30 protein-coding genes are annotated in these 24799 nt (G+C 74.5%); 10 read left to right on the forward strand and 20 right to left on the reverse strand.

The features are described from left to right. Nucleotides 1-6: 6 nt before the first annotated feature. On the reverse strand, nucleotides 7-894 hold the full coding sequence (locus tag AC6CH6_RS08415) for a LysR family transcriptional regulator ArgP (RefSeq protein ID WP_498254797.1): 888 nt from the start codon (nucleotides 892-894) through the stop codon (nucleotides 7-9). Nucleotides 895-964: 70 nt separating this feature from the next. On the opposite strand from AC6CH6_RS08415, the gene AC6CH6_RS08420 reads away from it, so the two are divergent. Continuing rightward, complete coding sequence (locus AC6CH6_RS08420; protein WP_498254798.1) at nucleotides 965-1561, forward strand: LysE/ArgO family amino acid transporter; 597 nt, start codon at nucleotides 965-967, stop codon at nucleotides 1559-1561. 10 nt (nucleotides 1562-1571) lie between these two features. On the opposite strand, the gene AC6CH6_RS08425 is transcribed toward AC6CH6_RS08420, so the two are convergent. Further along, nucleotides 1572-1952, reverse strand: a complete 381-nt coding sequence (locus AC6CH6_RS08425) for a hypothetical protein (RefSeq protein WP_498254799.1) — start codon at nucleotides 1950-1952, stop codon at nucleotides 1572-1574. 190 nt (nucleotides 1953-2142) lie between these two features. Between AC6CH6_RS08425 and AC6CH6_RS08430 the strand changes: the two genes are divergently transcribed. From AC6CH6_RS08430 to AC6CH6_RS08440, 3 genes are all read left to right on the forward strand, one after another. Further along, the gene (locus AC6CH6_RS08430) at nucleotides 2143-2640 is read left to right on the forward strand and encodes a DedA family protein (RefSeq protein WP_498254800.1); all 498 of its coding nucleotides are present in this window, start codon (nucleotides 2143-2145) and stop codon (nucleotides 2638-2640) included. 148 nt (nucleotides 2641-2788) lie between these two features. Further along, entirely contained in the window at nucleotides 2789-4300 is a 1512-nt protein-coding gene (locus AC6CH6_RS08435) for an amidase (RefSeq protein WP_498254801.1), read from the forward strand. Nucleotides 4301-4425: 125 nt separating this feature from the next. Beyond that, on the forward strand, nucleotides 4426-4731 hold the full coding sequence (locus AC6CH6_RS08440) for a hypothetical protein (RefSeq protein WP_498254802.1): 306 nt from the start codon (nucleotides 4426-4428) through the stop codon (nucleotides 4729-4731). 16 nt (nucleotides 4732-4747) lie between these two features. On the opposite strand, the gene AC6CH6_RS08445 is transcribed toward AC6CH6_RS08440, so the two are convergent. The 5 genes from AC6CH6_RS08445 to AC6CH6_RS08465 all read right to left on the reverse strand — a co-directional run bounded on the left by AC6CH6_RS08445 (nucleotide 4748) and on the right by AC6CH6_RS08465 (nucleotide 8202). Further along, nucleotides 4748-4888 (reverse strand): hypothetical protein, encoded by a 141-nt coding sequence (locus tag AC6CH6_RS08445; protein WP_017834987.1) that lies wholly within the window; start codon nucleotides 4886-4888, stop codon nucleotides 4748-4750. Nucleotides 4889-4958: 70 nt separating this feature from the next. Beyond that, nucleotides 4959-5534 (reverse strand): NADPH-dependent FMN reductase, encoded by a 576-nt coding sequence (locus AC6CH6_RS08450; protein ID WP_035924477.1) that lies wholly within the window; start codon nucleotides 5532-5534, stop codon nucleotides 4959-4961. A 25-nt stretch (nucleotides 5535-5559) separates the two neighbouring features. Continuing rightward, nucleotides 5560-6657: an FAD-dependent oxidoreductase gene (locus tag AC6CH6_RS08455; protein ID WP_498254803.1), complete on the reverse strand. Its 1098-nt coding sequence runs from the start codon at nucleotides 6655-6657 to the stop codon at nucleotides 5560-5562. A gap of 58 nt (nucleotides 6658-6715) precedes the next feature. Continuing rightward, nucleotides 6716-7627: an alpha/beta hydrolase gene (locus AC6CH6_RS08460; protein ID WP_498254804.1), complete on the reverse strand. Its 912-nt coding sequence runs from the start codon at nucleotides 7625-7627 to the stop codon at nucleotides 6716-6718. Between the two features lie 26 nt (nucleotides 7628-7653). Further along, a complete protein-coding gene (locus AC6CH6_RS08465; RefSeq protein WP_035924472.1) occupies nucleotides 7654-8202 on the reverse strand; it encodes a CueP family metal-binding protein in 549 nt (182 codons plus the stop codon). Between the two features lie 147 nt (nucleotides 8203-8349). Between AC6CH6_RS08465 and AC6CH6_RS08470 the strand changes: the two genes are divergently transcribed. Then, the gene (locus AC6CH6_RS08470; protein ID WP_498254805.1) at nucleotides 8350-9234 is read left to right on the forward strand and encodes a hypothetical protein; all 885 of its coding nucleotides are present in this window, start codon (nucleotides 8350-8352) and stop codon (nucleotides 9232-9234) included. Nucleotides 9235-9256: 22 nt separating this feature from the next. On the opposite strand, the gene AC6CH6_RS08475 is transcribed toward AC6CH6_RS08470, so the two are convergent. The 3 genes from AC6CH6_RS08475 to AC6CH6_RS08485 form a co-directional block, all read right to left on the reverse strand. Continuing rightward, nucleotides 9257-9619 carry a YciI family protein gene (locus tag AC6CH6_RS08475; RefSeq protein WP_017834993.1) on the reverse strand — a complete coding sequence of 121 codons (363 nt, stop codon included), beginning with the start codon at nucleotides 9617-9619 and terminating at the stop codon, nucleotides 9257-9259. Nucleotides 9620-9654: 35 nt separating this feature from the next. Beyond that, nucleotides 9655-9999 carry a nuclear transport factor 2 family protein gene (locus AC6CH6_RS08480; protein ID WP_017834994.1) on the reverse strand — a complete coding sequence of 115 codons (345 nt, stop codon included), beginning with the start codon at nucleotides 9997-9999 and terminating at the stop codon, nucleotides 9655-9657. 63 nt (nucleotides 10000-10062) lie between these two features. Next, a complete protein-coding gene (locus AC6CH6_RS08485; RefSeq protein WP_498254806.1) occupies nucleotides 10063-11199 on the reverse strand; it encodes a Gfo/Idh/MocA family protein in 1137 nt (378 codons plus the stop codon). Nucleotides 11200-11361: 162 nt separating this feature from the next. Here AC6CH6_RS08485 and AC6CH6_RS08490 point away from each other — a divergent pair, with 162 nt between their 5' ends. Then, complete coding sequence (locus AC6CH6_RS08490) at nucleotides 11362-12000, forward strand: hypothetical protein (RefSeq protein WP_017834996.1); 639 nt, start codon at nucleotides 11362-11364, stop codon at nucleotides 11998-12000. A gap of 79 nt (nucleotides 12001-12079) precedes the next feature. Then, nucleotides 12080-12238, forward strand: coding sequence for a hypothetical protein (locus AC6CH6_RS08495; RefSeq protein WP_368795534.1), 159 nt, complete (start codon nucleotides 12080-12082; stop codon nucleotides 12236-12238). Between the two features lie 55 nt (nucleotides 12239-12293). Here the strand turns inward: AC6CH6_RS08495 and AC6CH6_RS08500 are convergent, their stop codons facing one another. From AC6CH6_RS08500 to sigK, 5 genes are all read right to left on the reverse strand, one after another. Next, nucleotides 12294-13247: a PI-PLC domain-containing protein gene (locus AC6CH6_RS08500; RefSeq protein ID WP_017834998.1), complete on the reverse strand. Its 954-nt coding sequence runs from the start codon at nucleotides 13245-13247 to the stop codon at nucleotides 12294-12296. Nucleotides 13248-13335: 88 nt separating this feature from the next. After that, nucleotides 13336-14250, reverse strand: a complete 915-nt coding sequence (locus tag AC6CH6_RS08505) for a hypothetical protein (protein ID WP_498254807.1) — start codon at nucleotides 14248-14250, stop codon at nucleotides 13336-13338. Further along, a complete protein-coding gene (locus AC6CH6_RS08510; RefSeq protein ID WP_498254808.1) occupies nucleotides 14247-15023 on the reverse strand; it encodes an aldolase/citrate lyase family protein in 777 nt (258 codons plus the stop codon). The genes AC6CH6_RS08505 and AC6CH6_RS08510 overlap by 4 nt, the downstream gene beginning before the upstream one ends. Nucleotides 15024-15048: 25 nt before the next feature. Further along, a complete protein-coding gene (locus tag AC6CH6_RS08515) occupies nucleotides 15049-15819 on the reverse strand; it encodes an anti-sigma factor (protein ID WP_498254809.1) in 771 nt (256 codons plus the stop codon). Continuing rightward, nucleotides 15816-16424: an ECF RNA polymerase sigma factor SigK gene (sigK, locus tag AC6CH6_RS08520; protein WP_498254810.1), complete on the reverse strand. Its 609-nt coding sequence runs from the start codon at nucleotides 16422-16424 to the stop codon at nucleotides 15816-15818. The genes AC6CH6_RS08515 and sigK overlap by 4 nt, the downstream gene beginning before the upstream one ends. Nucleotides 16425-16717: 293 nt before the next feature. Here sigK and AC6CH6_RS08525 point away from each other — a divergent pair, with 293 nt between their 5' ends. From AC6CH6_RS08525 to AC6CH6_RS08535, 3 genes are all read left to right on the forward strand, one after another. Then, a complete protein-coding gene (locus AC6CH6_RS08525) occupies nucleotides 16718-17488 on the forward strand; it encodes a hypothetical protein (RefSeq protein ID WP_498254811.1) in 771 nt (256 codons plus the stop codon). A 21-nt stretch (nucleotides 17489-17509) separates the two neighbouring features. Beyond that, nucleotides 17510-18214 (forward strand): class F sortase, encoded by a 705-nt coding sequence (locus AC6CH6_RS08530; RefSeq protein WP_498254812.1) that lies wholly within the window; start codon nucleotides 17510-17512, stop codon nucleotides 18212-18214. Between the two features lie 170 nt (nucleotides 18215-18384). Then, nucleotides 18385-19221 (forward strand): alpha/beta fold hydrolase, encoded by an 837-nt coding sequence (locus AC6CH6_RS08535; RefSeq protein ID WP_498254813.1) that lies wholly within the window; start codon nucleotides 18385-18387, stop codon nucleotides 19219-19221. Nucleotides 19222-19326: 105 nt separating this feature from the next. Here AC6CH6_RS08535 and AC6CH6_RS08540 read toward each other — a convergent pair whose 3' ends face one another. From AC6CH6_RS08540 to AC6CH6_RS08560, 5 genes are all read right to left on the reverse strand, one after another. Beyond that, entirely contained in the window at nucleotides 19327-19704 is a 378-nt protein-coding gene (locus AC6CH6_RS08540; RefSeq protein WP_498254814.1) for an antitoxin, read from the reverse strand. A 61-nt stretch (nucleotides 19705-19765) separates the two neighbouring features. Next, entirely contained in the window at nucleotides 19766-21181 is a 1416-nt protein-coding gene (locus tag AC6CH6_RS08545; RefSeq protein ID WP_498254815.1) for an FAD-binding oxidoreductase, read from the reverse strand. A gap of 197 nt (nucleotides 21182-21378) precedes the next feature. Further along, nucleotides 21379-22926, reverse strand: coding sequence for a gluconokinase (locus tag AC6CH6_RS08550; RefSeq protein WP_498254816.1), 1548 nt, complete (start codon nucleotides 22924-22926; stop codon nucleotides 21379-21381). Further along, on the reverse strand, nucleotides 22926-23948 hold the full coding sequence (locus AC6CH6_RS08555; RefSeq protein ID WP_498254817.1) for a zinc-binding dehydrogenase: 1023 nt from the start codon (nucleotides 23946-23948) through the stop codon (nucleotides 22926-22928). Before AC6CH6_RS08555 ends, AC6CH6_RS08550 begins: the two co-directional genes overlap by 1 nt. Nucleotides 23949-24030: 82 nt before the next feature. Then, the gene (locus AC6CH6_RS08560) at nucleotides 24031-24798 is read right to left on the reverse strand and encodes a glucose 1-dehydrogenase (protein WP_498254818.1); all 768 of its coding nucleotides are present in this window, start codon (nucleotides 24796-24798) and stop codon (nucleotides 24031-24033) included. Between the last annotated feature and the right edge of the window lies 1 nt (nucleotide 24799).

The following is a 24799-nucleotide window of genomic DNA, read 5'->3' on the forward strand; positions in this document are numbered from 1 at the left end:
GATCGCTCACCCGTCCTGCGCCGTGGCACGCAGGTGCTCCCGGGCGACCCGGCGGACGCACTCGGTGATGCGGTGCAGCCGTTCGGAGTCCAGGGCCCAGCTCTGCCAGTAGAGCGCGACGTCGTGGTGCGCGTGGTCCTCGAGCAGGTCCAGGGACCCGTCGGAGAGGTCCGTGCCCAGCAGCAGCTCCGGGAGCATGCCCCAGCCCAGACCAGCCCGGACGGCGGCGAGGAAGCCCTCGGCGGACGGGACGGTGTGGGTGGGCGGGGACCGGTCGACGCCGCGGGCGCGCAGTGCGCGCAGCTGCAGGTCGTCCTTGGCGTTGAACCGGAGCACCGGCATGTCCGCCCAGTCGACGCCGGCCTCGGTGGTGAACCGCCTGCGCAGCGCGGGGGTGGCGACCGGGACGTAGCGCATGAAGCCCAGCCGCTCGAGCCGGCACCCGCTCACGGGGGCGGGGTCGCCGGTGACGGCGCCGATGACGTCCCCCTGGCGCAGGAGCCGGCTGCTGTGGTCCTGGTCCTCCACGTGCAGGTCAAGGGTGGTGTCCGACCAGCCGGCGGCCTCCTGCAGGACGGGCACGAACCAGGTGGCCAGGGAGTCGGCGTTGGCGGCCACCGGGGTCACCGTCCGGGAGGAGACCCCGTGGCCGAGGGAGTGCAGGGCCTCCGCCTCGAGCACCTGCACCTGGCGGGCGGTGCGCAGCAGCACGGCCCCGGCATCGGTGGGAGTGCAGGGCGCGCCGCGGCGCACCACGACCTGGCCCACGGAGGCCTCCAGGGCCTTGATCCGCTGGCTGACGGCCGACGGGGTGATCCCCAGGGCGTCCGCGGCGGCCTCGAAGGTGCCCTCGTCGACGATCGCGGTCAGGGCGCGCAGATGCTCGAAGTTCATGAAGCAAAGCTAACGCACCCGTCAATTCCTTCGTTTGTCTGCATCGCGGGAGCTGGCTACCGTCGAGGCCATGTGGAGCATCTGGGGTACCGGGCTGATGAGCGGGCTGGCGCTGATCGTCGCCCTCGGCGCGCAGAACGCGTTCGTGCTGCGGCAGGGCATCCGCCGCGAGCACGTGGGGGTGGTGGTGGCGCTGTGCGCGGTCAGCGACGCGGTACTGATCCTCGGCGGCACGGCCGGGATCGGGGCGCTGGTCTCCCGGTTCCCCGATGCCCTGGACGTGCTGCGGTGGGGCGGGGCCGCCTACCTGACGTGGTGGGCCGTGCGGTCCTTCGCCTCGGCCCTGAAGCCGTCCTCCTTGACCGCCGAGGCCCCGCGCTCCCGCGGATCGGTCATCGCCACCACCCTGGCCCTGACCTACCTTAACCCCCACGTCTACCTCGACACCGTGGTGCTGCTGGGCAGCCTCGCCAACCAGCACGGACCCGACGCCCGGTGGACCTTCGCCGGCGGCGCCGTGGTGGGCAGCGTGGTGTGGTTCTCCGCCCTGGGCTACGGCGCCCGGGCACTGTCCGGGGTGCTCAGCAGCCCGCGCACCTGGCGGGTGGTGGACCTGGTGATCGGCGTGGTGATGCTCGCCCTGGCCGTCAACCTGGTGCGGGGCTGATACCGCGGTCTCAGCCCGCGGCCGGCTCCTCGGTGACCGACTCCTCGGCGGCAGGCTCCCCGGTAAGCGGCGGCTCCTGGGTCAACGGCTCCTCGGTCGTGGGCTCCCCGGCGGCCGGCTCCTCAGCCACCGGCTCCGCCGACGTCGCCTCGGTCCAGAAGGCACCGGGCTCCCGGGGCGCCCCGGCGGCGAAGGCCTGCCGGACGGCCTCGGCCTGCTCCTCGGGACCGGCGTGCTCGGCGGCGGCGATCACCGTGGCGAACGCCTTCGTGTCCTGGACGAGCTCGGTGATCGTCTCGGGCGAGTCGACGCACCAGGCGTAGGCCGTCGCGTAGTCCACGGGGCGCCCGCCGGCGGTCACGGTCCCGCGCTCGTCGATCTCCACGCTCATGCGTCCTCCTCGGTCGGGGCTCCGGCCTCCGGAGCGGGCCGGCCGTACGGCGAGAGTACCCCCGGGCGGCACGACGGGACCGGAGGAGACCCTCTGCCGGCCGGATCCGCGCCACCCGGGCGGGCACACCCCGTCCCGGAATGACACCCTGTCGTCAGCGGTTGTCAGGCCCGCTCCCTAGACTGGACGGGTGCAGGCCTGGCTGGAGTCCCTCCCCCTCGGGGCCGCGATTCTGTTCTTCTGGGCCGGGGCCGTCGTGCGGACCACCACCATCTTCGCCCTGGGCCGTGCCGCCACCACCGGCGGGAGCCGGCGCTCCGACCGCGTCCGCGAGCTCATGGACACCGCCGTCTACCGGCGGGCCCAGCGCCTCGTGCACCGCTGGGGCGTCCTGGCCGTCCCGGCCTGCTTCCTCACCGTGGGTCTGCAGACCGCCGTCATTCTCACCACCGCCGTCACGGGCATGCCCCTGCGCCGCTGGATCCCCGCGATGCTCGTGGGCACCCTCATCTGGGGCGTCATCTACGGCACCGTGGGCATGGCGGTCGTCTGGGCGTGGCTGGAGCAGCCGTGGGTGGTCGCGCCGGTCGTTGTCGCTGTGCTCCTCCTGCTGCTCGGCCACAGGATCCGCGCGCGACGCCGGGCCCGCCGCGAGCGCCGCGACGAGAAGGCGCCGCTCTCCGGCTGACGGCCTCGCGGTGACGATCCCGGTCCGGCGGACGCCGTCCGGTCGTTGTCGTGCGAGGCAGGTCACAGTACGGTGGCCCCAGCATCCGGCGTTCCGGACCGTGTCCAGCGGCCGTGCGCCCGGCGACCCCTGATCGTGAGGATCTCCCGTGAGCCTGAGCTGGAACATCGAAGAAGCCACCATCGACACCGTCCAGTCGGCCTACCGGGAGGGGAAGTCCACGGTCCGGGAGGTGGTGCAGGCCTACCTCGACCGGATCGCCGCCCTCGACGTCGACGGACCGGCACTGAACTCCGTGGTCACCGTCTCGGCGACGGCCCTCGACGAGGCCGACGCCCTCGACCTGGAGTACGCGGCCCGCGGTGAGCTGTCGGGACCGCTGCACGGTGTGCCGGTCCTGGTCAAGGACCAGGTCGCGACCGCCGGGCTGCGGACCACCTACGGCAACCGGGCCACGGCCGGGCACGTCCCGGAGCGGGATGCAACGGCGGTCGCCAGGCTGAGGGAGGCGGGAGCGGTCATCCTGGGCAAGACCACGATGCCCGACTTCGCGACCTCCTGGTTCTCGACCTCGTCCGTGTCCGGGGTGACGAAGAATCCCTACGACCTCTCCCGGGACCCGGGGGGATCCAGCAGCGGAACGGCCGCGGCGATCGCCGCGAACCTGGCGCTGGTCGGCATCGGCGAGGACACGGGAGGTTCCATCCGCCTCCCGGCGTCCTTCTGCAACCTGGTGGGCGTGCGCGTCACACCGGGCCTGATCAGCCGGGACGGCATGTCCCCGCTGGTGGTCCCCCAGGACACGGCCGGGCCGATGACCCGGACGGTGGAGGACGCCGCGAAGGTCCTCGACGTCCTGGTGAGCTTCGACCCGGCGGACGCCTACACGGTCGCGGTCCGGCAGCGCCGCCGGAGCGCGTCCTTCACCGAGGCGGCCGCCGGTGGATCGGTGCAGGGCCGGCGCCTCGGCGTCCTGCGCGGGGCGTTCGGCGATCCGGCCGACCCGGAGGCTGCGGCCGTCGTCCGCGTGGTCGAGGACGCGCTGGCACGGCTCGCCGGGGCCGGGGCGGAACTGGTCGACGTCGAGATCCCCGGTCTGATGGACTACGTGGGCTTCACCTCGCTGTACTTCACCCGTTCCCGGCAGGACATGAACGCCTTCTTCGCCGCCCACCCGGAGACGGGCATCGGCGGCGTGGACGAGGTCCGCGCGAACGGCACCTACGACCCGCACCTGGATCTCTTCGAGGGCATCACCGACGGCCCCGAGGACCCGCGCACCGACCCCCAGTACCTGGACCGGGTGCTGACCCGCGAGGACTTCGTGCGCGCCGTGCAAACGCAGTTTTTGGAGCTGGGCCTGGACGCCATGGTCTTTCCCGACGTCCAGCTCGCGGCTCCCACCCACGAGGACGTGCTCGGGGGCCGGTGGACGTGCCTCACCTACCCGACCAACACGGTGATCGCCTCGCAGCTTCACTTCCCGGCCGCCACCGTGCCGGCCGGCTTCACCGAGGACCGTCTGCCCGTGGGCCTGGAGATCATGACGTCCAGCTTCGAGGAGACCGACCTGCTCGCGGTGGCCCGGGGTGTGGAGGCCACGCTCGACGCCCGCAGGGCACCGCGGCTGGAGGCCGTGGTCGATCCGCTGACCAGCTGATCCCGCGGGTGCGTGCAGGGGCCGGTACCGAGCCACCTCGTCACGCCGTGCGGTGCGACCGGACCCCGACCGGTCTCAGAGAATTCTTATGAACCGGGGGTAGTGTTCCGGCAGTGATGTCACCGATGCAGTCTCCCGTTCCCCACATGTTCGCCGCGCCCGTCTACGCCGCCGAGCGGCTGCTCGTCGAGGCCATCCACGACGAGCACGTCAGCGTCGACGCCGTCGTCGTCCTCGACGCCCTGGCCGAGCACGTCACGGCCACTGAGGCCCCCGCCCTCGAGGTTGTCGCCGAGGACGCCCAGCTCACCTGCGCGGAGCTCACGGCCGCCCTGGGCGACCTGGACGACCTGGGCTACCTCCAGGAGCTGGCCGAGCACGCCCCGCCCCTGTCCGCTCTTCGCGCCTCGCTCTTCGGAACGGCCGCCTGAGCCCAGCGGAACGGGCTCAGTCCCGCTGCTCGGACTCCTCGTTCTTGGCGTCCCCGTGCTCGTGCGGGATCGGGGTCATCTCGGTGGTCATGTCGGCGTCGTCGTTGGAGGCGGCGTCCTCGATGGGGTCCGGGCTGGAGGTGGGCTGCTCGCTCACGGGGTGCTCCTTCGTCGGGATGGCGTGCGCCGCATCGGCGCGGTGTCCCCAGACTACGACGGCGCCCTGCTCAGCCGGCGTCCTCCGCCGGGGCGCGCAGCGGCGCGAGGGCGGTGGACCAGGCCACGACCTGGTCCAGCATCGTGGCCAGCGAGCGCCGGTGGTGCTCGGCCGGGGCGAAGGTGCGGTAGTGCTCGAAGTCGGTGCGCAGGGACAGCGACACCTGCTGGCGCACGTCGGCCAGCTGCAGCTCCCCGGCCACCTGCCGCAGCTGCTCCACGGCGCGCACACCACCGGCGGTGCCGTAGGAGACGAAGCCCACGGCCTTGTTGTTCCACTCGGCGTAGAGGTAGTCGAAGGCGTTCTTCAGCACCCCGGGCGCGCCGTGGTTGTACTCGGGGGTGACCACCACGAAGCCGTCGAAGCGATCGATCGTGGCCGCCCACCGCCTGGTGTGCTCGTTCTGGTACTTCCCGGCCGAGGGCGGCACCGGCTCGTCGAAGTGCGGCAGGGGGTGCTCGCGCAGGTCGAGGAGCTCGAACTGGGCGTCGCCGCGCCCGGAGGCGTGGGCGAGGACCCAGCGGGCCACGTCCCCGCCGTTGCGGTTCGGCCGGGTGCTGCCGAGGATGATGCCGATGCGGACCATGGCGGTCCCTCCCGAGGGTCTCGGATCAGGTACTGACAGTGCCAACACGTGCTGCGGGCCGCTGCTTCCCTGCCGGAGCCGCGGACAGCAGCCGCACGGCCTCTCGGGCGGCCGCCCGCCCCGCGCGGGTGGCGCCGAGGGTCGAGGCGGAGGCGCCGTAGCCGACCAGCAGCACCCGCGGATCCCGGAGCACGCGCACCCCGTCCATCCGGATGCCGCCGCCAGGTTCGCGCAGCCCCAGGGGTGCCAGGTGGTCCAGGGCGGGCCGGAAGCCGGTGGCCCACAGGATCGCGTCCGCGCGCACCTCCCGGCCGTCGGCGAGCCGGACGCCCTCGGGCGTCACCGCCTCCAGCGGCCCGGCCGAGACGAGGATCCCGGCCTCGATCCCGGCCCGGTACTGCGCGGTCAGGGGCAGCCCGGTGGCCGAGACCACGCTGGCCGTCGGCAACCCCGCGCGGGTCCGTTCGTCGACCCGGCGCTCGACGTCCCGCCCCCAGTCCGGGTCGAACTCCCGGTCCGTGAAGCGCGGGGGCCGGCGGGTGACCCACGTGGTGGTGGCGCCCGCCCCGGCGAGCTGGAGCAGGAACTGCACGGCCGAGGTGCCGCCGCCCACGACCACCACGTGCCGGCCGCGGAACTCCTCCGCCGAACGGAAGTCGTGGGTGTGCAGCTGCCGCCCGCGGAAGGACTCCCGCCCGGGGTAGTACGGCCAGTGGGGGCGGTCCCAGGTGCCGGTGCCGTTGATCACCAGCTCCGTCCGCCAGGTGCCGGTGTCCGTGACCACCTCGAGCGGCCCGTCGTCGGACGCCGCCTCGACCCGCCGCACCGCGACGGGACGGTGGACCGGCAGCGCGAAGCGGCGCTCGTACTCGCCGTAGTAGCGGGCGACGACGGCGGAGGCCGGCTCGGCCGGGTCCGGCACCCCGAGGGGCAGCCCGGGCAGGTCGTGGATCCCGTGGGCGCCGCCGAAGGTGAGCGAGGGCCAGCGGTGCCGCCACGCTCCCCCGGGGCCGGGATTGGCGTCGAGGACCACGAAGTCCTCCTCGGGGACCAGTCCCCGGCGCCGCAGGTGGTGGGCCGCCGACAGCCCGGCCTGTCCCGCCCCGATGACCACGACCTTCATGCCCGCTCCCCTTTTTGGTTGATGTATCACCAATCAGGGAACGGCCGGGGGTGCCGGGCTATTCCTGGGCCCGCCCCGCCGCCGGGGCGTGCTCCCCGAGCAGGGAGCGCACGTGCCGGACCGCCCGCCGGGCCTCCGGCGTCCACCAGGCGCCCACGTAGACGTGGAAGGCGCCGGGCTCGTAGATCAGCTTCCCCCGGTTGCCCGCCCGTGCCAGGTCCCGCGCGAAGGCCAGGACGTCGGCGGCCAGGATGTCCTTGCCGCCCTGGACCACGTGCACCGGCGGCAGCCCGGCCACGTCCCCGTAGAGCGGGCTGACCAGCGGGTCGGTGAGCTCGCGGTCCCGCGCCCAGGCCGCGGCCATGGGCACCACCCGGTCGGTGCTCAGCATGGGATCGTGCGGATCGATCTCCCGCACGGCCGGGTGCGTGGCGGAGACGTCCACCGCCGGGGAGAAGCCCACCACGTGGTCGGGCATCCGCTGCCCGGCGTCCCGCAGGCGCATGGCCAGCCCGATTGCCAGGCACCCGCCGGCCGAGTCCCCTGCGACCACGATCCGGTCCGCGGCGGGCCGGGCCACGAGGTCCGCCCAGGCCGCGGCGAGGAAGTCGTAGCCCTCGTCCACGTGGCCCTCCGGGGCCAGCCGGTACAGCGGGACCGTGACCGTGGTCCCGGTGTCCTTCACGAGCTCGCGGACGATCCACCAGTGCGCCGGCAGCAGCGGGTTCACGAACGCCCCGCCGTGCAGGTAGATCAGGTGGGATCCGTCCGCCCCGGCGCGCGGGGTCAGGCGCAGCAGCGGGCGCCCGGCCACCTCGGTGCGCTCCACGGCGTGCGAGCGCCGCAGGTCGGCGGGGATCCTGGCCGGCTCCGGGTACCGGCGCCCGTGCAGCTGCTCCACCGGGGTCCACGGCTGCAGGCGCGCCCGCAGCCGGACCGCCTGGGAGGTCAGGGCCATGCTGATGCTCATCCGGTCACCCTTCCTTCGCGCCGGGCTCAGGCCAGCTGGAGGGTGGTGAGGCAGGTCGGGCTGTCCGGGGAGGTCTCGAACTCCTGGACCGCCCGGCCCCGCTCCGAGCTGATCTCGAGCGTGCCGGTGATGTCCTTGGGCAGCCAGAAGCCCACGAACCCGTTCTCGTAGCTGGTCACGCTCTCGTCCACGAGCACGGCCCCGGAGCCGTCGGTGATCCGCACGTCGAAGTCCTCGCCCACGAGCTCGCCCTGGCACCCGGAGAGGCTGTGGAAGAAGCACTCGTGGGTCGTGGTGGCATACGGGGCGACCGCCAGGTAGAAGCGGTCCTCCGGCATGGGCAGGGTCGTCTCGGCGGTGCCGTCGTCGAGGACCACCTCGTCGTAGGTCACGGAGCCGGCAAGCCCGGCGTCGCGGTCCTCGTGCGTGCGGTCCAGCTGCTCGACGACCTCCTGCGTGCTCGCGCCCTCGAGCCCGTGCGCCCGGAGCAGGTCGTCCTGCTCGGAGCCCCCGCCGGCGCAGCCGGAGACGAGGAGGAGGACGGCGGCGGACACGGACAGCACGGCGGATCGCATGGGTCCAGGATATCGGGGCGGCCCCGGTCACCGGCCCCTCCGCGGCCACCCCGGGATGCCGGGAGTTTCCTGTGGGACCGGTCACAGATCCCGCCCCGGCGGCTAGAGTGGATGTCCAGTGGTGTGAGGGGTTCGGGAGGATCCGCCGTGCAGAACACCGAGAACAACGACGTCTCCGGGATCGTGCTCCTGATCGCCGGGGCGGTGGTCCTGTCGGTGGTCTCGTTCGTCCTCGTCAACCTGGGCACGATCCTTCTCCTCCTGCTGGCCGGAGCCGCCCTGTGGCTCCTCGGTGTGCTCCTGCGGACTCTCGTCCGCTCCCTGATGGAGCGCGCGCGGGAGCGGCTGCACGGCAGGCCGCGGAGCCGCGCCGGGTCCGGTGCGCGGACGGACGGAAGGGCCACCACTAGGAATCCGGGGAAGAGCCCCCGGAAGAACAGCGGGAAGTCGATCGCGAAGACCGCGGAGCAGGCCCGACTGGCCGCCGCGGAGGACATGCGCACCGCGTGGATCCGCTGGCAGCTCGGCGTCCTGCCGCCGCAGCAACGGTACGGGGACGCGAGCTTCATCGCCGTCCGGCTGGCCGAGGTCCCGCACGCGGACTGGGACGCGACCCGGCTCCGGCGGAACGGCCAGGCCCTGTGGTCCGTCCGGGACGCCGCCGCCAGGACGCCCCTGCACGGGGAGGTCGAGGCCCGCCTGGACCGGGTGGCCGCCATGCTCTCGGAGCTGACCGACGAGGAGTTCGACACCCACCGCGGCCAGATCGACGACCGCTACCTGTACCACCCGGACCGGGAGGTCCGGGCCGCCTACCTGGCGGGCGGCTCGCAGGGCGTCGAGGCCATCATGGGCACCATCACCGCCGTCCGCGCCCAGGTCCGCGAGGACGCCGCCGCCCGGGCCGCCGCGGACTCCCTGGCGCGCGAGCGCAACGCCGCGCTCCGGGCCCTGCGGGAGACCCGGCGGCCGGCCCGGCCCCGGGACGCCCACGCCGCGTGGGAGGCGCAGGCCGAGCAGATCGGTCGGTGAACCGCCGGGACCGGGGCGGGCCCTACGCCAGATGCTCCTCCGGCTCGCCCTGGAACTCGCGCACCTCCACCGGGAGCGTGGTCGCCTGCGCCAGCTTGCGGCCCCACTCGATGGCGGCGTCGTAGTCCGGGGCGGCCACGATGCAGATGCCCCCGGCGTGCTCGTCCTCGCGCTCGTACGGACCGTCGGTGGTCACCACGTCCTCGCCGTGGAAGCGCACGACGACGGAGGCCTCCGCCCGGTCCAGGCCCCCGGCGAAGACCCACGCCCCGGCCGCCCTGAGCTCCTCGTTGAACGCGGCGACGTCCCGCATCACGGGCTCGAGGATCTCCGGGGCCGCCGGTCCGCCGTCGGGCTGTTCGATGCTGAGCAGGTAGTGCTTCATGGCGAGCCTCCTGGGCGTCGGATGGTCCTCGGAGTCTACGGTCGCGGCGGCCCGCCGAAATAGACCTGGGCGTCCACCACCTGCCCGTCGCGCACGGTGATCGCCTCCATGTTCCGGAAGGTCCCCCCGGTCCGGAGCTCGTACTCGTACCGGACGAGCACCAGGCCGGGCTCCGCCTCGACCACCTGGAGCAGGTCCTGCCGGGAGACCCGCTGCGCCGTGGGGAAGCACCGCTCGAAGTACGCGGCCCGGTCGATGTGATCGTCCTGCGGGGACGTGAACCGGAATCCGTCCCCAACGAGCCCCCGGGCCGCCGCCTCGTCCTGCGCGAGATAGGCGGCGAAGAGCCGCCGGACGACGTCCGTGCTGCTGCTGGTCATGCCCGCAAGCTACTCCCGGGCGGGGTGCGGGACAAGCACCGGAGCCGGTCCGCCCGCCGGGGCTCAGCCGTTCTGCGGGACCTGGGCCACCAGCTCGTCGTCGCCGGGCTCCGCCACGGGCGGCAGGGCCCGGGCCTGCTCCGCGACGGGGCGCACCGCGCGGTCCGCGGGCTCCAGGCGCACGGTCCGGCCCGCCTCGAGGGAGGCGAGCACCGCCTCGTGCACCCGGATGTCCATCAGCCCCTCCTCCCCGCCGGCCTCGGGATCGGTGCCGGTGAGGATGCAGTCCGAGAAGTACTCGGTCTGGCCCGCGAACTGCTCCACCGGGTCGTGGGCGCGGGTCTCGCTGCGCCCGTCGCGGGTCACGGTCCAGCTGATGCCCACCTCGGGGCCGAAGCCGAAGCACGGCTGCGCCGCGACCACGCCCCCGGTGCCCACCACCGTGAACTGCTCGGTGGCCTCGCCCGCGTAGCTGATGGTGAACTGCGCCACCCGCTGCCCGGGGAAGCGCAGCGTCACGGCCACGGTGTCGTCGAAGTCGAAGCCGCGCCCCGGGGTCCGCACCCCCATCGCGTGGACCTCGAGGGGCTCGGCCGCGAACAGGTGGCGCACCGCGTTGAGGGGGTAGCTGCCCATGTCCGGGATGGGCCCGCCCCAGTACCCGGAGTGCCCGCGGTGGTTGGCCTCGTCGATGTCCTGGGTGAAGACGGCGGTGAACAGCCGGGGGTCGCCCACCAGCCCCTCGTCCCGGACCCGGGTGATCAGCTCGAGCGTGCCGGGCTCGTGGTGCAGCCGGTACGCGACCATCAGCCGGGCCCCGCCGCGCGCGGCGGCGTCGATCATCGCCCGGCAGTCCGCCACGGACGTCTCCATCGGCTTCTCCACCAGCACGTGGACGCCCGCCTCGAGCGCCGGCTCGGCGAACTCGCGGTGCCGGAACACGGGCGTGGCCACGTAGACCGCGTCCACGTCCCCGGAGGCCAGCAGCGCGGGGTAGTCCTCGTAGGAGTACGCGGGCACGCCGTACTCGGCCGCGAGCTCCCGGGCCTTGTCCGGGGTGCCGGTGACCAGCGCCGCCAGCACGGAGCTGCCGGCCCGGGCCATGGCGGGCAGGAACGCCTGCTGGGAGATCTGGCCGAGCCCGACCACCGCGTAGCGCACGGGGCCGTTCGTCGAGGGGGCAGTCCGGGGAGAGGTCATGGGGCATCCTTCGCGGTCGGGACGGACGGTCCCGGCCAGACTAGCCCCGCGGGGTCCCGGGAGGGCGGAGCGGGCCCGGCGTCCCCGGATCCTGCCGGATGCGCGATCATGGGAGGTCCGAGGGACCGCGCACGCGTCCGTCCCCGCCCGTCAGGAGGATCCGTGCCCAAGAGCAAGCCCCGCAAGAAGGCCGCCGCCAAGAAGAAGCAGCAGCGGCGGGAGTTCCACGCCGCGGCCGGCGCCCGCACCGTCGACATCGAGGGCGCCGCTCAGGGCACCTGGGACGACGACGCCCACGAGCTGCTCGTCGCCCGCGGCTGGGTGGCCTACCGGGACCTGGAGATGGACCAGCTCGGCGACGGCTGGGAGTGGCTGCCGTCCCAGCTGCCCCTCGACGCCGGCGTGGGCGGGGAGCCCGGGCCCACCACCGTGTTCGCCGCGGCCGAGGGCGGCTACGACGTCGAGCTGGCCAACCCGAACGGCTCCGTGGACCCGGACCGCGCCGGCCACTACGACACCCTCGAGGACCTCGCGGCGGACCTGGACAGCCTCGAGGCCTGGCGCGTGCCGGCCGACGAGTACGTCCTGCCGGACGTCCCCGCGTTCTCCGCGGACACCCCGTGGGCGATCTGCCAGCTCTGGGCCGGCGGGATGATCGACCACTGGGAGCTCGCGGCGGACCTCATCCACTTCCCGTACGAGGAGACCGAGGAGGGCTTCGCTGCGGTCGAGCGCGCCCACCGGACCGGGCTGATCCCCGCCCAGCTCTACGCCGCGATCCGCGCCGGCCGGGCCGCGTAGCGGGATCCTCTTGTCGGGGCTCCGGGCCCGGCGTAGCGTGAGCCGGGACCATCACCCTGCTGAGCGCACGAGGAGCGGCATGAGCGAGACGACCCCGGACCCGGCCCAGAACAAGCCCTCCCAGGCCGAGGGGGACGTGCCGGAGGACCAGAGCGTGCAGTCGGCCGTCGACCCGGACGACAACAAGCCCTCCCAGGCCGAGGGGGACGCCCCCGAGGACGCGCCGGGCGACGACTGAGCCCCGGCACGAACGGTCCCGGGCGCGCCCCGCCGAGGGCGGCACGCGCCCGGGATCAGTGGCGGGTCAGCCCCCGGTCGTCCCGGGCGGAGGCGTTCTTCGGCGCCCACGCGGACAGGCCGAGGAGGTCGGCCACCTCGCGGTAGTGGCTGGTGGAGAGGATCCCGAAGCCGGCCTCGACCGCGCGGCGGTAGTAGTGCACGTCCAGGGCGTCGGCGGACAGGTTCTCGTCGTAGCGGTGCAGCTCGAGGCGCATGGGCACGTTCCAGCTCCGCATCCGCAGGCTCTCCTCCATGTCCGGGACGTAGTGGCCGGCGAAGCCGATCACCCGGCGGAGGTCGGGCACCTCCCGCCGGACGTCGTCGACCGTGGGCAGGCCGTCCGGGTGGGTCGGGACGAAGTAGACGAGGTCGGGGGCGATCCTGCGGTAGACGGCCAGCTCCGTCAGCCCGTGCACGCTCACCACCACCTGGCCCTCGGCCCGGTGCGTGCGGACGAGCTCGACGACTGCCTCCGGGGTCACGTTCTTGACGTCGAGCCACAGCACCGCCCCGGCCAGCACCGCCCAGGTGAGGAACTCGCCGGCCTCCCGGATGGGGAACCGGGTGACCTCGCCGTAGTTGTCCACCAGGTGCTGGCTGAGCACGTAGTCGGCCGACTGCTCGCTCACCGGGCCGGCGCCGGTGCTCCCGTGCCCCATGACGGCCTCGTGCAGGACCACGCACCGGCCGTCGACCGTGGTGCGCAGCTCGATCTCGATCATGGTGCGCGCCCGGGTGGCCAGGACGTTCTGGGCGGACTCGAGCGCCGAGCAGGGCCAGGACCCGTCGGGGTGGAACCCGGCGCGGCGGGCGAGCAGGAGGGGCCCGTCGGCGGACAGGCGGTCGTGGCGGGTGTAGGCGGCCAGTTCGGCCGGCGAGTCGAAGACGATCGAGTGCCCTGCTGCGCGCGCCGGCACGTCGGCTGCGACGTGGTCCGGCGAGTCCGGGCGGCGGTAGTTCTTCGGCATGGGAACTCCTGGGGGGATGGGAGCGCGGACAGCGGCCGCGGGGGGACGGCCGGCGGACGGGAAGCGGGGGAACTGCCCGTCCACGTGCTCAGGGGCCCTCGGCCACCCGTGCACGCTCCAACTCTTCCACGTCCGAGGCCGAATACGTGGCTGCGATCTGCATGTCGTTGCCCCCGCGCAGGACATTGCGGGTGCTGAGGCCCCTGAAGAGCGTCCTGGGGATGGGCCGGTAGGCGGTGCGGCCGTCTCCGACGGGCCGGACGCCGGTCCCGTGGCGCAGGGCGACGGCGTGCAGCCACACGTCGTCGGCCATCGGCGCGCACGCGGTGAACGCGGTGCCGAGCTCGCGCAGGGCGTCGAGCAGGTGCGGCGGGTAGAGCACGCCGGAGGTGCCCGTGGCGAAGGTGCGGACGGACGCTCCCGCCGGGGCGCCGGGGCTCCACGTCGCGTAGGGCAGGATCCGTCCTCCGCCGAGGCGGATCCGGTGGGTGCGGTGGGCGACCACGTCGTGCGGGTGCCGCGCGTGGACCGCGAGCAGTTCCTCGAGCCAGGTGGGGCCGTAAAGCACGTCGTCGTCCGCGATGACCAGCGGCAGCTCGTGCCGCGCCCGGGACCGGACGTAGGGGTAGTACTTCTGGTGGGGCCCCCAGTCATCGGTGCACCTCAGCTCGAGGCCCCGGCGCACCAGCCGCGCCAGCGGCGCGGGCGGGTCCGCCACGACATCGGCCTCGCGCAGCCACAGGATCAGCCGCTGCGGGCGCACGGTGCCGTGCGCCATCGACTCGACGGCCAGGTGCACCGCCCGGATCCGGCTCCCGTAGGACGTGAGGCTCACGACCACGGGCGCGTCCCCCCGCACGGGCGCGTCCGAGAAGCGGTTCCGGACCCGGAAGTACAGGGCGCTGCGGCTGGTGCGGAACGAGCGCAGCCAGTCGAGGACCAGCTCCCGGGACAGCACCCACCGCAGGGGGTGCCGGCGCCTCCCGCCCGGCCGGGATCTCATGAGGGGCGGGCCAGGGCTGCCCGGGCCGCCTCCCCGCCGAGCTGGAGGACGCCGGTGTCGGTCGTGACGGCGATCCAGGAGAATCTCTGCGCCCGCAGCGCGGCGGCTCGCTCGGGCGTGCCGGCGTAGGCGCCCGCCAGGACACCGGCCTCGCGGCACGCGCGCACGATCGTGGGCAGGGGCGCGTCCTGCGAGGTGTCCGCGAGCAGCTCGTCGACGTCCCGGCCCAGGGCGATCGCGAGATCGAAGGGCCCCACGAAGACCATGTCCAGGTCCGGGACCGCCGCGATCGCCCGGACCGCGGCGACCGCGGGCTCGGTCTCCACCATCACGGCGCACAGCGGCCGGGGCACGGACGCCACCCCGGCGGCGGGGTCCCGCGTGCCGGGCAGCGGCCCCCAGCTCCGGGCGCCCCGCGGCGGGTAGTGGGCCGCGGCGACCGCGGCCTCGGCCTGTGCCGCGTCCTGGACGAGCGGCACGACGACGCCGTCGGCGCCGGCGTCCAGCGCCCGGCCGATGAGCGCGGGGTCGTTCGCGGCGACCCGGACCAGCACCGGGGCGGCCGGCTCGCGCCGCAGGGCGAAGAGACCACGGACGGCGGCGTCGTCGAAGTGGCCGTGCTGGGCGTCGACGCCCACCCAGGCGAAGCCCGCGCGCTCGAGGGCGAGCACGGTCCGGGCGTCGCCGAGCGTGGCCCACACCCCCGCACGCACCCCGTCGTCGCCGCCGTTGCCGTTGCCGTTGCCGTTGCCGGAAGGTTCTGCTTCGGTCATGGCCTCATTCTGGCAGGAGCCGCGCTCAGATCTCCGCGGCGGCCAGCACCGGCAGGGTGGGCGTCTCGGAGCCGCCGGCGGGCTCCACGGTCATGGCCACCGCCCCGGCCCGGTCGATGTCGCCGTCCAGCCAGACCTGCACCTGTCCGCCGCCGAAGCGCACGTCCGGCACCGGGGTCTCGTCCTGCACGAGCCACAGCTGGTACTCCCGGCCCTCCCCCGGTCCGGCGAGGTCGGAGGCCACGAACAGCGCCGTGTCCGCCTGCGCCGAGACCACCAGGGTGGCCGGCCGGCCGTCCACGTCGAGCTGGCGGGTGGTGACGTCCGGGGCGCTCAGCAGCCGGTTCTGCCGGTCCTGCTCCTGGGCCACGAGCTGCTGCTCCCGCTGCTCGGTCTGCGTGCCGACGGCCCAGCCGCCCAGGGCCGCACCCGGCAGGAGTACGGCGGCCGCCGCGGCGGCCAGCCAGCGGCGCCGGGGCCGGCGCCGATGCGCCAGGGACACGGGCGCGGCCCCGGCCCGGTCCTCGGCCCGCTCCTCCGGCCGCCGCTCCTGGGGCGTCCCGCGCACGGCCGCGAGGACGTCCCCGCGCAGCGCCGCCGGCGGCGGCTCGGCCACGGCGGCGGCCAGGTGCGCCCCGACCTCCGCGAACGCGGCCACCTCCTCCCGGCAGGCGGCGCAGCCGCGCAGATGGAGCTCGAACGCGGCGCGCTCGCCGGGCTCGAGGGCGTCCACGGCGTAGAGCGCCGCGTCGGCGTGGACGTCGCCGGCCCGGTCGTCCCCCTGGATGTCCTTCACTGCCGCACCCCCAGTGCCGATCTCAGATTGGTGAGTCCGTCGCGGATCCTGGCCTTTGCTGTGCCCAGCGGGACGTCCAGGTGCTCCGCGACCTGCCGGTGACTGTACCCCCGGTAGTAGACCAGGCAGACGGCCTCCCGCTGGAGCGGGCTGAGCCCGCTGAGCTCGGCCCGCACCTCCTCGGAGTCCAGGGACTGCTCCACCTCGCTCCAGGTGGAGTCGGAGGGGGTCTCGGCCCGCCGGACCTCGTACTGCTGGTCCCGGTCCCGTTCCCGCTGGCTCTGCCGGATCCGGTCCACCGCGCGGCGGTGGGCCATGGTGCACAACCACGCCAGGACCGTGCCGCGGCCGGCGTCGAAGCGCTTCGCCTGCTGCCAGGCCATCAGGTAGACCTCCTGGACCACCTCGGCGGCGAGCTCCGGGGAGCGGAGCAGCCGCAGCACGAGTCCGTGGACCGTGGACGACGTCGCGTCGTACAGCTGGGCGAAGGCGTCCTCGTCACCGCCCGCCACGCGGCGCAGCAGCTCGACCTGTTGTTCGGTCCGCCCGGGCGCGGGGACCGGGGCCCCGGCTCTCCCGCTCCGGCCGGTCGGTCCTGGGCTCACGCGATCTCGCTGTTCACTCGGAGAGCGGCACCCCGCCCGGGGTCCGGGCGGGAGCAGTGTCGCATTGCACCTTGCCACACCGGGTCGATGTGATGCCATCGACACACTTGTCGTCTCCATGACCGTTGTTCGTCGCGGGGCCGGCACCGGACGGGTCGGCGGTCCGTTCCGGCGCGCCGGAAACTTTTCCGCCCCCGCACCCGTCCGGGCCCCGCCCGGCGCCGAACTCACCGTGCGCACACCGAAAGTGCGCACACGGCACGACCCCCCGGTACGACACAGGAGAGAATCCGATGCGCAAGTCCATGCTCCTCACAGTCCCCACCCTGGCCCTCGGCGCGCTCACCATGGCCGCCGCGCCCGCCGCCGCCCACGACTCCGACATGTGGTCCGCCCAGGCCGCGCTGAGCACCCTGAACAACTCCGGCACCACCGGCGAGGTCATGGTCGACGTCCACGGCACCGAGGCCACCGTCACGATGAACGTGAGCGGCGCGGCCGAGACGTTCATGGACGGCCCGTTCCCGCACGCCCAGCACATCCACATCCACGGCCAGGGCACCTGCCCGGGCCCGGAGGCGGACGCGGACGGCGACGGCGTGGTCAACACCACCGAGGGCCACCCCTTCTACGGCATGATCGGCACCTCGCTGACCACCGAGGGCGACACCAGCCCCGACTCCGGCCTGGCCGTGGAGCGCTTCCCGGGCGGCTCCGCGTACACCTACGAGCGGACCCTGCAGCTGGACGAGGCCACCGCCGAGTCCCTGCAGAACGGCACCGCGGTCGTCGTGGTCCACGGCGTGGACCCGGCGAAGATGCCCGCCGCGGCCGCCGAGAAGATGAGCGACCTCGACCCGGCGCTGCCCGCGGCCGCGACCCTCCCGGCCGCGTGCGGCACCCTGACCGCCTCGCAGATGGGCGCGATGCCGGAGGGCGGCGCCGACACCGGCGTGGCCCAGGAGACGGGGTCCACCGCCCAGGCCGCGGCGCTCGGCGGCGGTATCCTGGCGGCCGCCGCCGGCGCCGCGTGGGCCCTGCGCCGTCGCGCCGCGCGCGGCTGATCCGACGGGACGGTTCCTGCTGTGACGGGATCGACCACCGGTCGTCGCGGAGGCCTGCTGGCCTCCGCGGCGACCGCCGTCCTGCTCGCCACCGGCTGCGCCGCGTCCGACGACGGCGCCGCGCCGGCGGCCGGCAGCACTCCGCCGGCGGCCTCGAGCACCGCCTCGCCGTCGAGCACCTCCGCGCCCTCGGGCGCAGGGTCGGCCCCGTCCGCGCCAGGGAGGCCGACCGTCGCCGCAACGGACAGTCCAGCGGACAGCCCGGCGGTCCTGGGCGCGTCGGAGCCGGTCGCCCTGTCCGTCCCGGCCACCGGCACGGAGTCCGAGCTGCTGCACCTGGGCCTGCGCGAGGACGGCTCGCTCGAGGTCCCGCCCGAGGGGCCCGGCTCCCCGGCGAGCTGGTACACCGGGTCCCCCACCCCCGGCGAGCGCGGCCCGGCCGTGCTGCTGGGCCACGTCAACGCCACCGGCGGCGGCCCCGGGGTCTTCGCCGGGCTGCGGGCCCTGGAACCCGGCGACACGATCGAGGTGGCCCGGGAGGACGGGTCCACGGCGGTCTTCGCCGTCGACCGCGGGGAGCAGTACGGCAAGGACGACTTCCCCACCCTCGAGGTCTACGGCAACACGGAGGGGTCCGAGCTGCGGCTGATCACCTGCGACGGCTTCGACCCGGCCACCGGGGAGTTCGACGACAACTACGTGGTCTACGCGTCCCTGGTGCCCTGAGCGGCGCCGCCGGTCGGCATCGCGGCCTCGACGAGGGCGGCGGCGCAGCCCTGGGCACGAGCGCTGGGCGCACCGCCCCGGCCTCGCGCGGAGAACGGCCGTTCCCTAGGCTTCTGGGCAGAGAACGACCGTTCTCTGCATCTGTCGCACCAGCGAGAGGAAGAGCCTCCATGGGTCACATCACCGTCGGCACCGAGAACAGCACCGACATCGAGCTGTACTACGAGGACCACGGCAGCGGTCAGCCCGTCGTCCTCATCCACGGGTACCCCCTGGACGGCTCGTCCTGGGAGAAGCAGACCGCCGCCCTGCTTGGGGCCGGCTATCGCGTGATCACCTACGACCGCCGCGGCTTCGGCCGCTCGAGCCGGCCGACGACGGGTTACGACTACGACACCTTCGCCGCCGACCTCGACACCGTCCTGAGCACCCTCGACCTGAACGACGTGGTCCTGGTGGGCTTCTCCATGGGGACCGGGGAGGTGGGGCGCTACCTCGGGACCTACGGATCCTCGCGGGTGGCCAAGGCGGCCTTCCTGGGCTCGCTCGAGCCGTACCTGCTGCAGACCGAGGACAACCCCACGGGCGTGCCCCAGGACGTCTTCGACGGCCTGGCCGCGGCCGTGACCGCCGACCGCTACGCGTTCTTCGCCGAGTTCTTCGGCAACTTCTTCAACACGGACACGTTCCTGGGCACGGACCGGCTGAGCCAGGAGGTCGTGGACGCCTGCCGGAACATCGCCGCCCGCTCCGGGGCCGTGGCCTCGGTGGCCGCCCAGCCCACCTGGCTGACCGACTTCCGGGCCGACATCCCCAAGATCGACGTGCCGGCCCTGATCGTGCACGGCACCGCGGACAACATCCTGCCCATCGACGCCACCGGCCGGCAGTTCCACCAGGCCCTCCCGCAGGCGGAGTACGTCGAGATCGAGGGCGCCCCGCACGGGCTGCTCTGGACCCACGGCGCGGAGGTCAACGAGGCGCTGCTGGACTTCCTCGCCCGGTAGCCGCACCCGTCCCCGGCGGGACGGCCCTCCGCCGGACGACGACGGACCCCGCCTGCCGTGCGCTCGAGGCGCGGCGGGCGGGGTCCGCTCCGTTCTCAGGGCCCGTCAGTGGCGGGGGCCCTCGTGGCCGGGCACGTCACCGGGGCGGTCGGTCCCGGCCGGTCCCCCCGGGTGCCCGTCCGGGCGCTCGCCGGCGGCGGGGCCACCCGTGGTCGGGCCGCCGGTCGCCGGGCCGCCCGTGCTGGGGCCGCCGGTGCTGGGGCCGCCGGTCGCCGGGCCGCCGGAGGTCCGGTCGGCGGGGGCGCGGCCCCCGCCGAGGAACTGGCGGGCCTTCTGCTGGACCGTGTCCACGTGGCGCTCGTACTTGCGCCCGGTGCGCTTGTCCACGAAGCTGCCGGCCTGGTCGAGGACCTTGTCGACCTTGTCCGGGTTGCGCTGGGCGAGCTGCTTGGCCTTGGCCGTGAGCCCCTTGAAGTTCACCATCACGTCTCCTTCCGAGAGTGGTCACCGCGCGCGGGAGCGCCGCGGTGCTGCCGCCAGTCCATCACGCGGAGCTGTCCGCCGGCTGGCCGAGGCCGGGAGGCCGGCGCTCCTGGCCGACCACGTGCTGGAAGCGCAGCAGGTTGTCCGGGTCGTAGAGCGCCTTGGCCCGGACCAGACGGGCGTAGACCTCCTCGGACCACGCCCGGGCGTGCTCGCTCTCCCCGCCCGGGACCCCGTGCATGTTCACGAAGGCCCGCCCCGTGGACCACGGGGCCATGGCCTGCAGGATCTCGGCCAGTGCCCGGGGCGTCGCCGCGGCCACGTGGGGCGCGAGCCAGCCGATGAGCTCCAGGAAGAACGCCGCGTCCCGCCCCGAGACCGCGTCCTCGACGCCGTCGGTCCGGGCGAAGGCTCCGCCCATCAGCCGGATCCCCACCTCCGGCAGCGGGCACCGGCTGCCGGGCCCGGCGCTCTGCAGCAGCGTCATGACCGCGGCGGCGTCGAACTCCCGCAAGAACTCCCCGGTGAGCACGTAGAGACCCGGCTCGGTGGCGTCCATGTGCACCTGGTCGATGTCCCGGTAGTCCATGGGCCCCACCAGGTCCAGGACCGGCCGGGAGACCGCCCGCATCGGCGCGAGGACCCGGGCGCCCTCCTCCTCCGGGCCGACCCAGCAGAAGCGCAGGTGCACGAGCATCCGCTTGTGCAGCTGCTCGGGGACGGTCGGGTCGTGCGGCATCCAGCGCAGGGCCACGGACGTCGAGGCGCGCTCCGGCAGGGTGGGCGCCCACCGGCTGAACGCGCTCAGCACCTCCAGGGCGTCGGTGCCGGGGTAGAAGATCCCGCCGCCGTAGAGCTCCTCCAGGGGGACGAGGCCCATGGTCATCGCGGTGACGAGGCCCAGGTTGCCCTTGCCCCCGCGCAGCAGGGCGAACAGCTCCGGCTCGTGCCGGGCGTCCACGTGGCGCAGCCGTCCGTCGGGGGTCACCACCTCGAGGCCCAGCAGGTGGTCGGCGGCGAAGCCGAAGATCCGCCCGAGCACCGGCAGTCCGCCGCCCAGGGTGTAGCCGACCGCCCCGGCGTCGCTGGCCGAACCGTTGAGCACCGCGAGGCCGTGGGGCGCGACCGCGTCGATCACGCGGCGCCACCGCACGCCGGCGCCGATCCGCGCGGTCCGGCGGCGGGGGTCGACCTCGATCTCCTGCATCCGGTGGGTCGTGACGAGCACTCCGCCCTCCATGGGCTGGTCCGCGCCGTGGCCCGTGGACTGGACCCCCACGGGCTCGTGGTGGGCGGCGGCCCACCGCATCACGGCCACCACGTCGGCGGCGTCGGTCACGCCCGCCACCGCGTCCGGGTGGTGGACGGCGGCCAGGTTGAAGCCGGCGACCTCCTGCGCGAAGCCGACCTCGTCCGGCAGCAGCACCGGGCCGCGGACCTGCCGGTGGAGTTCTTCCACGTCCGTTCTCGAGATCATCGCGGGCCCCCTCGGCACCGGTGATCCGCGGTGCGGGGTCGCTCGGGCCCGCAGGCGCCGCAGAACAGGTCCATTCTCCCACGCGGGCCCGCCGATGCGCCCTCCGGGCCGTGCACGGAATCGTCACGGGGCGCCGGCGGGCACGGCCCGGTCGGCACGGCCCGGTCGGCACGGCCGGAGCGCGGCCGCCGGGAGGGTCAGTCGCGCTCGAGCGGCAGGGCGGGCGCCAGCCGGCGCAGGGACGTGAACGTGGGCACGAGGGCCTCGTAGAGCTGCTCGAACACCGGCTGCAGGGACGCGTGGACCGCGGCGTCGGCGGGGTCCGGGCGCACCACGGACTCGACCTCCACCAGGTCCGCGGCCACGTCGACGGACTCGATCAGCCCGAGCGCCTGCATCCCGAGCAGCGCGGCGCCGAACCCGGAGCCCTCGTGGCCCGAGGCGAAGGAGATGTCCGTGCCGAGGACGTCGGCGAGCAGCTGCCGCCACAGCGGGCTGCGGGCGAAACCGCCGGTGGCGCGGATCTGCTCCACGGCCAGACCGGCCGAGCGCATCGACTGCAGGACCAGGCCGAGCTGCTGGCACACCCCCTCCAGGGCCGCGCGCACCAGGTGCGCGCGGCGGTGGGCGCGGGTCAGCCCCACGTAGGCGCCCTTGGGCAGGGAGCTCCAGTGCGGGGCGCGCTCGCTCAGCAGGTAGGGCAGCATGAGCAGCCCCCCGGACCCGGCCGGGACGCTCCCCGCGAGCGCGAGCAGCTCCTCCTCCGGCTCCTCCCCCAGGTCGGGGGCGAGGGCGTCCCCGGCCCAGCCCAGGACCACGCCGCCGTTGTTGATCGCCCCGCCGACCACCCAGCGCCCCGGGGTCAGGGCGTAGCAGAAGACCCGTCCCAGCGGGTCCACCACGGGACGGTCGACGACGACGCGCAGCGCGCCGCTCGTGCCGATCGAGCAGGCCGCCACCCCGGGCCGGACCGCGCCCAGGCCGAGGTTGGCCAGCGGGCCGTCGCTGGCCCCCACCACCACGGGCACGGTGGCGGGCAGCCCCGTGGCCCGGGCGCCCTCGTCCGTGAGCCCGGGCAGGACGTGGGTGGTGGGCACGAGCTCGGGCAGCTGCTCGGGCAGGATCCCGGCGAGGGCGAGGGCCTCGCCGTCCCAGGCCAGCTCGTGGATGTTCATGAGACCGGTGGCCGAGGCCACCGAGTGGTCCACCACGAGCGCGTCGCACAGCCGCAGCAGCACGAACTCCTTGATGCCGGCCCAGAAGGCGACGCGCTCGCACAGCTTGGGCTCCTGGTCGTGGAACCAGACGAGCTTGGGCAGCGGCGACATGGGGTGCACCGGGGTGCCCGTGCGCCGGTGCAGGGCGAGGCCGCCCGCGCTCGCGCGCAGCCGTTCCGCCTGAACGCTGGCCCGGGTGTCCGCCCAGGTGACGAGCGGGGTGAGGGGCTCGCCCTCGGGCGAGAGGCCGAGCAGGCTGTGCATCGCGGCGCTGAAGGACAGCCCGGCCACGCGCTCCGCCCCCACCTCCCCGACCACCGCGCGGACGGTGTCCAGCACCGCCTGCAGGATCAGCTCGGGGTCCTGCACGGCGTGGCCGGGGTGCGGCTCCTCCAGGGGGTAGCCGGCCGAGGCGGCGGCGAGCTGCTCACCGCCCACGGCGAAGGCCACGGCCTTGGTGCTCGTGGTGCCGATGTCGACGCCCACCACCACGGGATCCGGGTGCCCGGTGCCGGCCGGCCCCGGCATCAGCGCGGCTCCCCGGCGGCCAGGGACACGAGGACCTTGCCGGAGACCGCGGAGTCGCGGGCCGTGGCGAAGGCCTCCACGGCGCGGTCGGCGGGGAACTCGTGCGTGACCACGTCCTCGATCCCGGGACGGTCGGCAAGCAGCCCGATCGCCTCGTCGATCTCGTCGTCGAACCGGAAGGACCCTCGCAGCTGGAGCTCCTTGGAGACCAGCGGGGCCAGGTTCACGGGCCGCGCCTCGTCCGGCACCATCCCCACCTGGACGACGACGCCGCCGCGGCGGGCGCCCACCAGCGCCGGGCTCACGGCCGCGGGCACGCCGGAGCACTCGAGCACCACGTCGAACGCCCCGGACGGGATCTGCTCGGCCCCCACCCGGACGGTGCCGTGCACACCGAGCGCGCGGGCCCGCTCGAGCGGGCCCGCGAGGACGTCGGTGGCCACGACCTCGGCCGCGCCCCGGGCCAGGGCCGCCGCGGCGGTGAGCAGGCCGATCGGCCCGGAGCCCGAGACGAGCACGCGCCGGCCGGTCACGTCCCCGGCCACGGTGAGCCCGTGCAGGGCCACGGCCAGCGGCTCGGCGAGCGCGGCCCGGCGCAGCGGCAGGCCGGCCGGGAGCACCCGGACCATGTCCCGGCGGACCAGCAGGTACTCGCTCATCCCGCCCTGGGTGTGCGGCCGGGTGGAGGCGCTGCCCAGGTAGGCCCCGCCGGGCCACAGGTGGCGCCGGTCCTCGATCCCGGGCTGGGGCGTGCCGAACGTGGCCGGGTGGACCGTCACCGGGGTGCCGGGGGCGAGCTCGCCGGCGGGGTCCAGGTCCACCGTCCCGGAGACCTCGTGCCCGGGCACGAGGGGCTCCCGGACCACGTACTCGCCGTTGGCGCCCTCGGCCCAGTAGTGCAGGTCCGACCCGCACACCCCGCCGTAGGCGATCCGGAGCCGGACCTGCCCCTCGGCGGGCTCCGGGGTGGGCACCTCCTCGACGCGCAGGTCGTCCTTGCCGTGGATCACGATGGCCTTCATGAGCTCTCCTCCTGGTGCGTCCCCGGGGCGCCGCGGTACGGCGCGTGCCGGGTGGGACGGCGGGTGGTGCGGCGGACCCGGGTCAGAGGACGGAGGTCATGCCGCCGTCGACCAGGACGTTGTGCCCCGAGACGAAGCTGGAGGCGTCCGAGCACAGGTAGAGCAGCGTGCCCACGAGCTCCTCGACCTGCCCCCAGCGCCGGGCCGGGGTGCGCTCGACCACCCAGTGGTTGAACGCCTCGTCCTCGATCAGCGCCTGGTTCATCTCGGTGGCGAAGTACCCGGGCGAGATCGCGTTGACCTGGATGTTGTGCCGGGCGAGGTCCGCGGCCATGCCCTTGGTGAGCATGACCACCCCGCCCTTGGTGGCCGAGTACGGGGCGATGGTCTGCCGGGCGAGCACCGACTGCACGGAGCCGATGTTGACGATCTTGCCCGAGCCGCGCTCCTGCATGCCGGGGACCACGGCCCGGGACACGTGGAACACGCTCGAGAGGTTCGCCGCGACGATGTCCTCCCAGTCCTGGGCCGCGAACTCGGCGAAGGGGGCGCGGCGCTGGATCCCGGCGTTGTTCACCAGGATGTCCGGGACGCCGTGCTCGGCGACGACCGCGTCGATCCCCGTCCGGACGGCCTCGGCGTCGGTGAGGTCGAAGGCCGCCGTGACCGGGGCGGTGCCCGTGCCGGCGGCGATCTCGTCGCGCACCCGGGCGAGGGCGTCGGCGTCCCGCCCGTGCAGGACCACGCGGGCGCCCGCCTCGGCGAGGCCCGTGGCCAGGGCCCGCCCCAGCCCCCGGGAGGAGCCGGTGACGAGGGCGAGCCGGCCGGTGATGTCGAAGACGTTGCGCATC

The sequence above is a fragment of the Kocuria sp. GQ42 genome, from assembly GCF_059758435.1.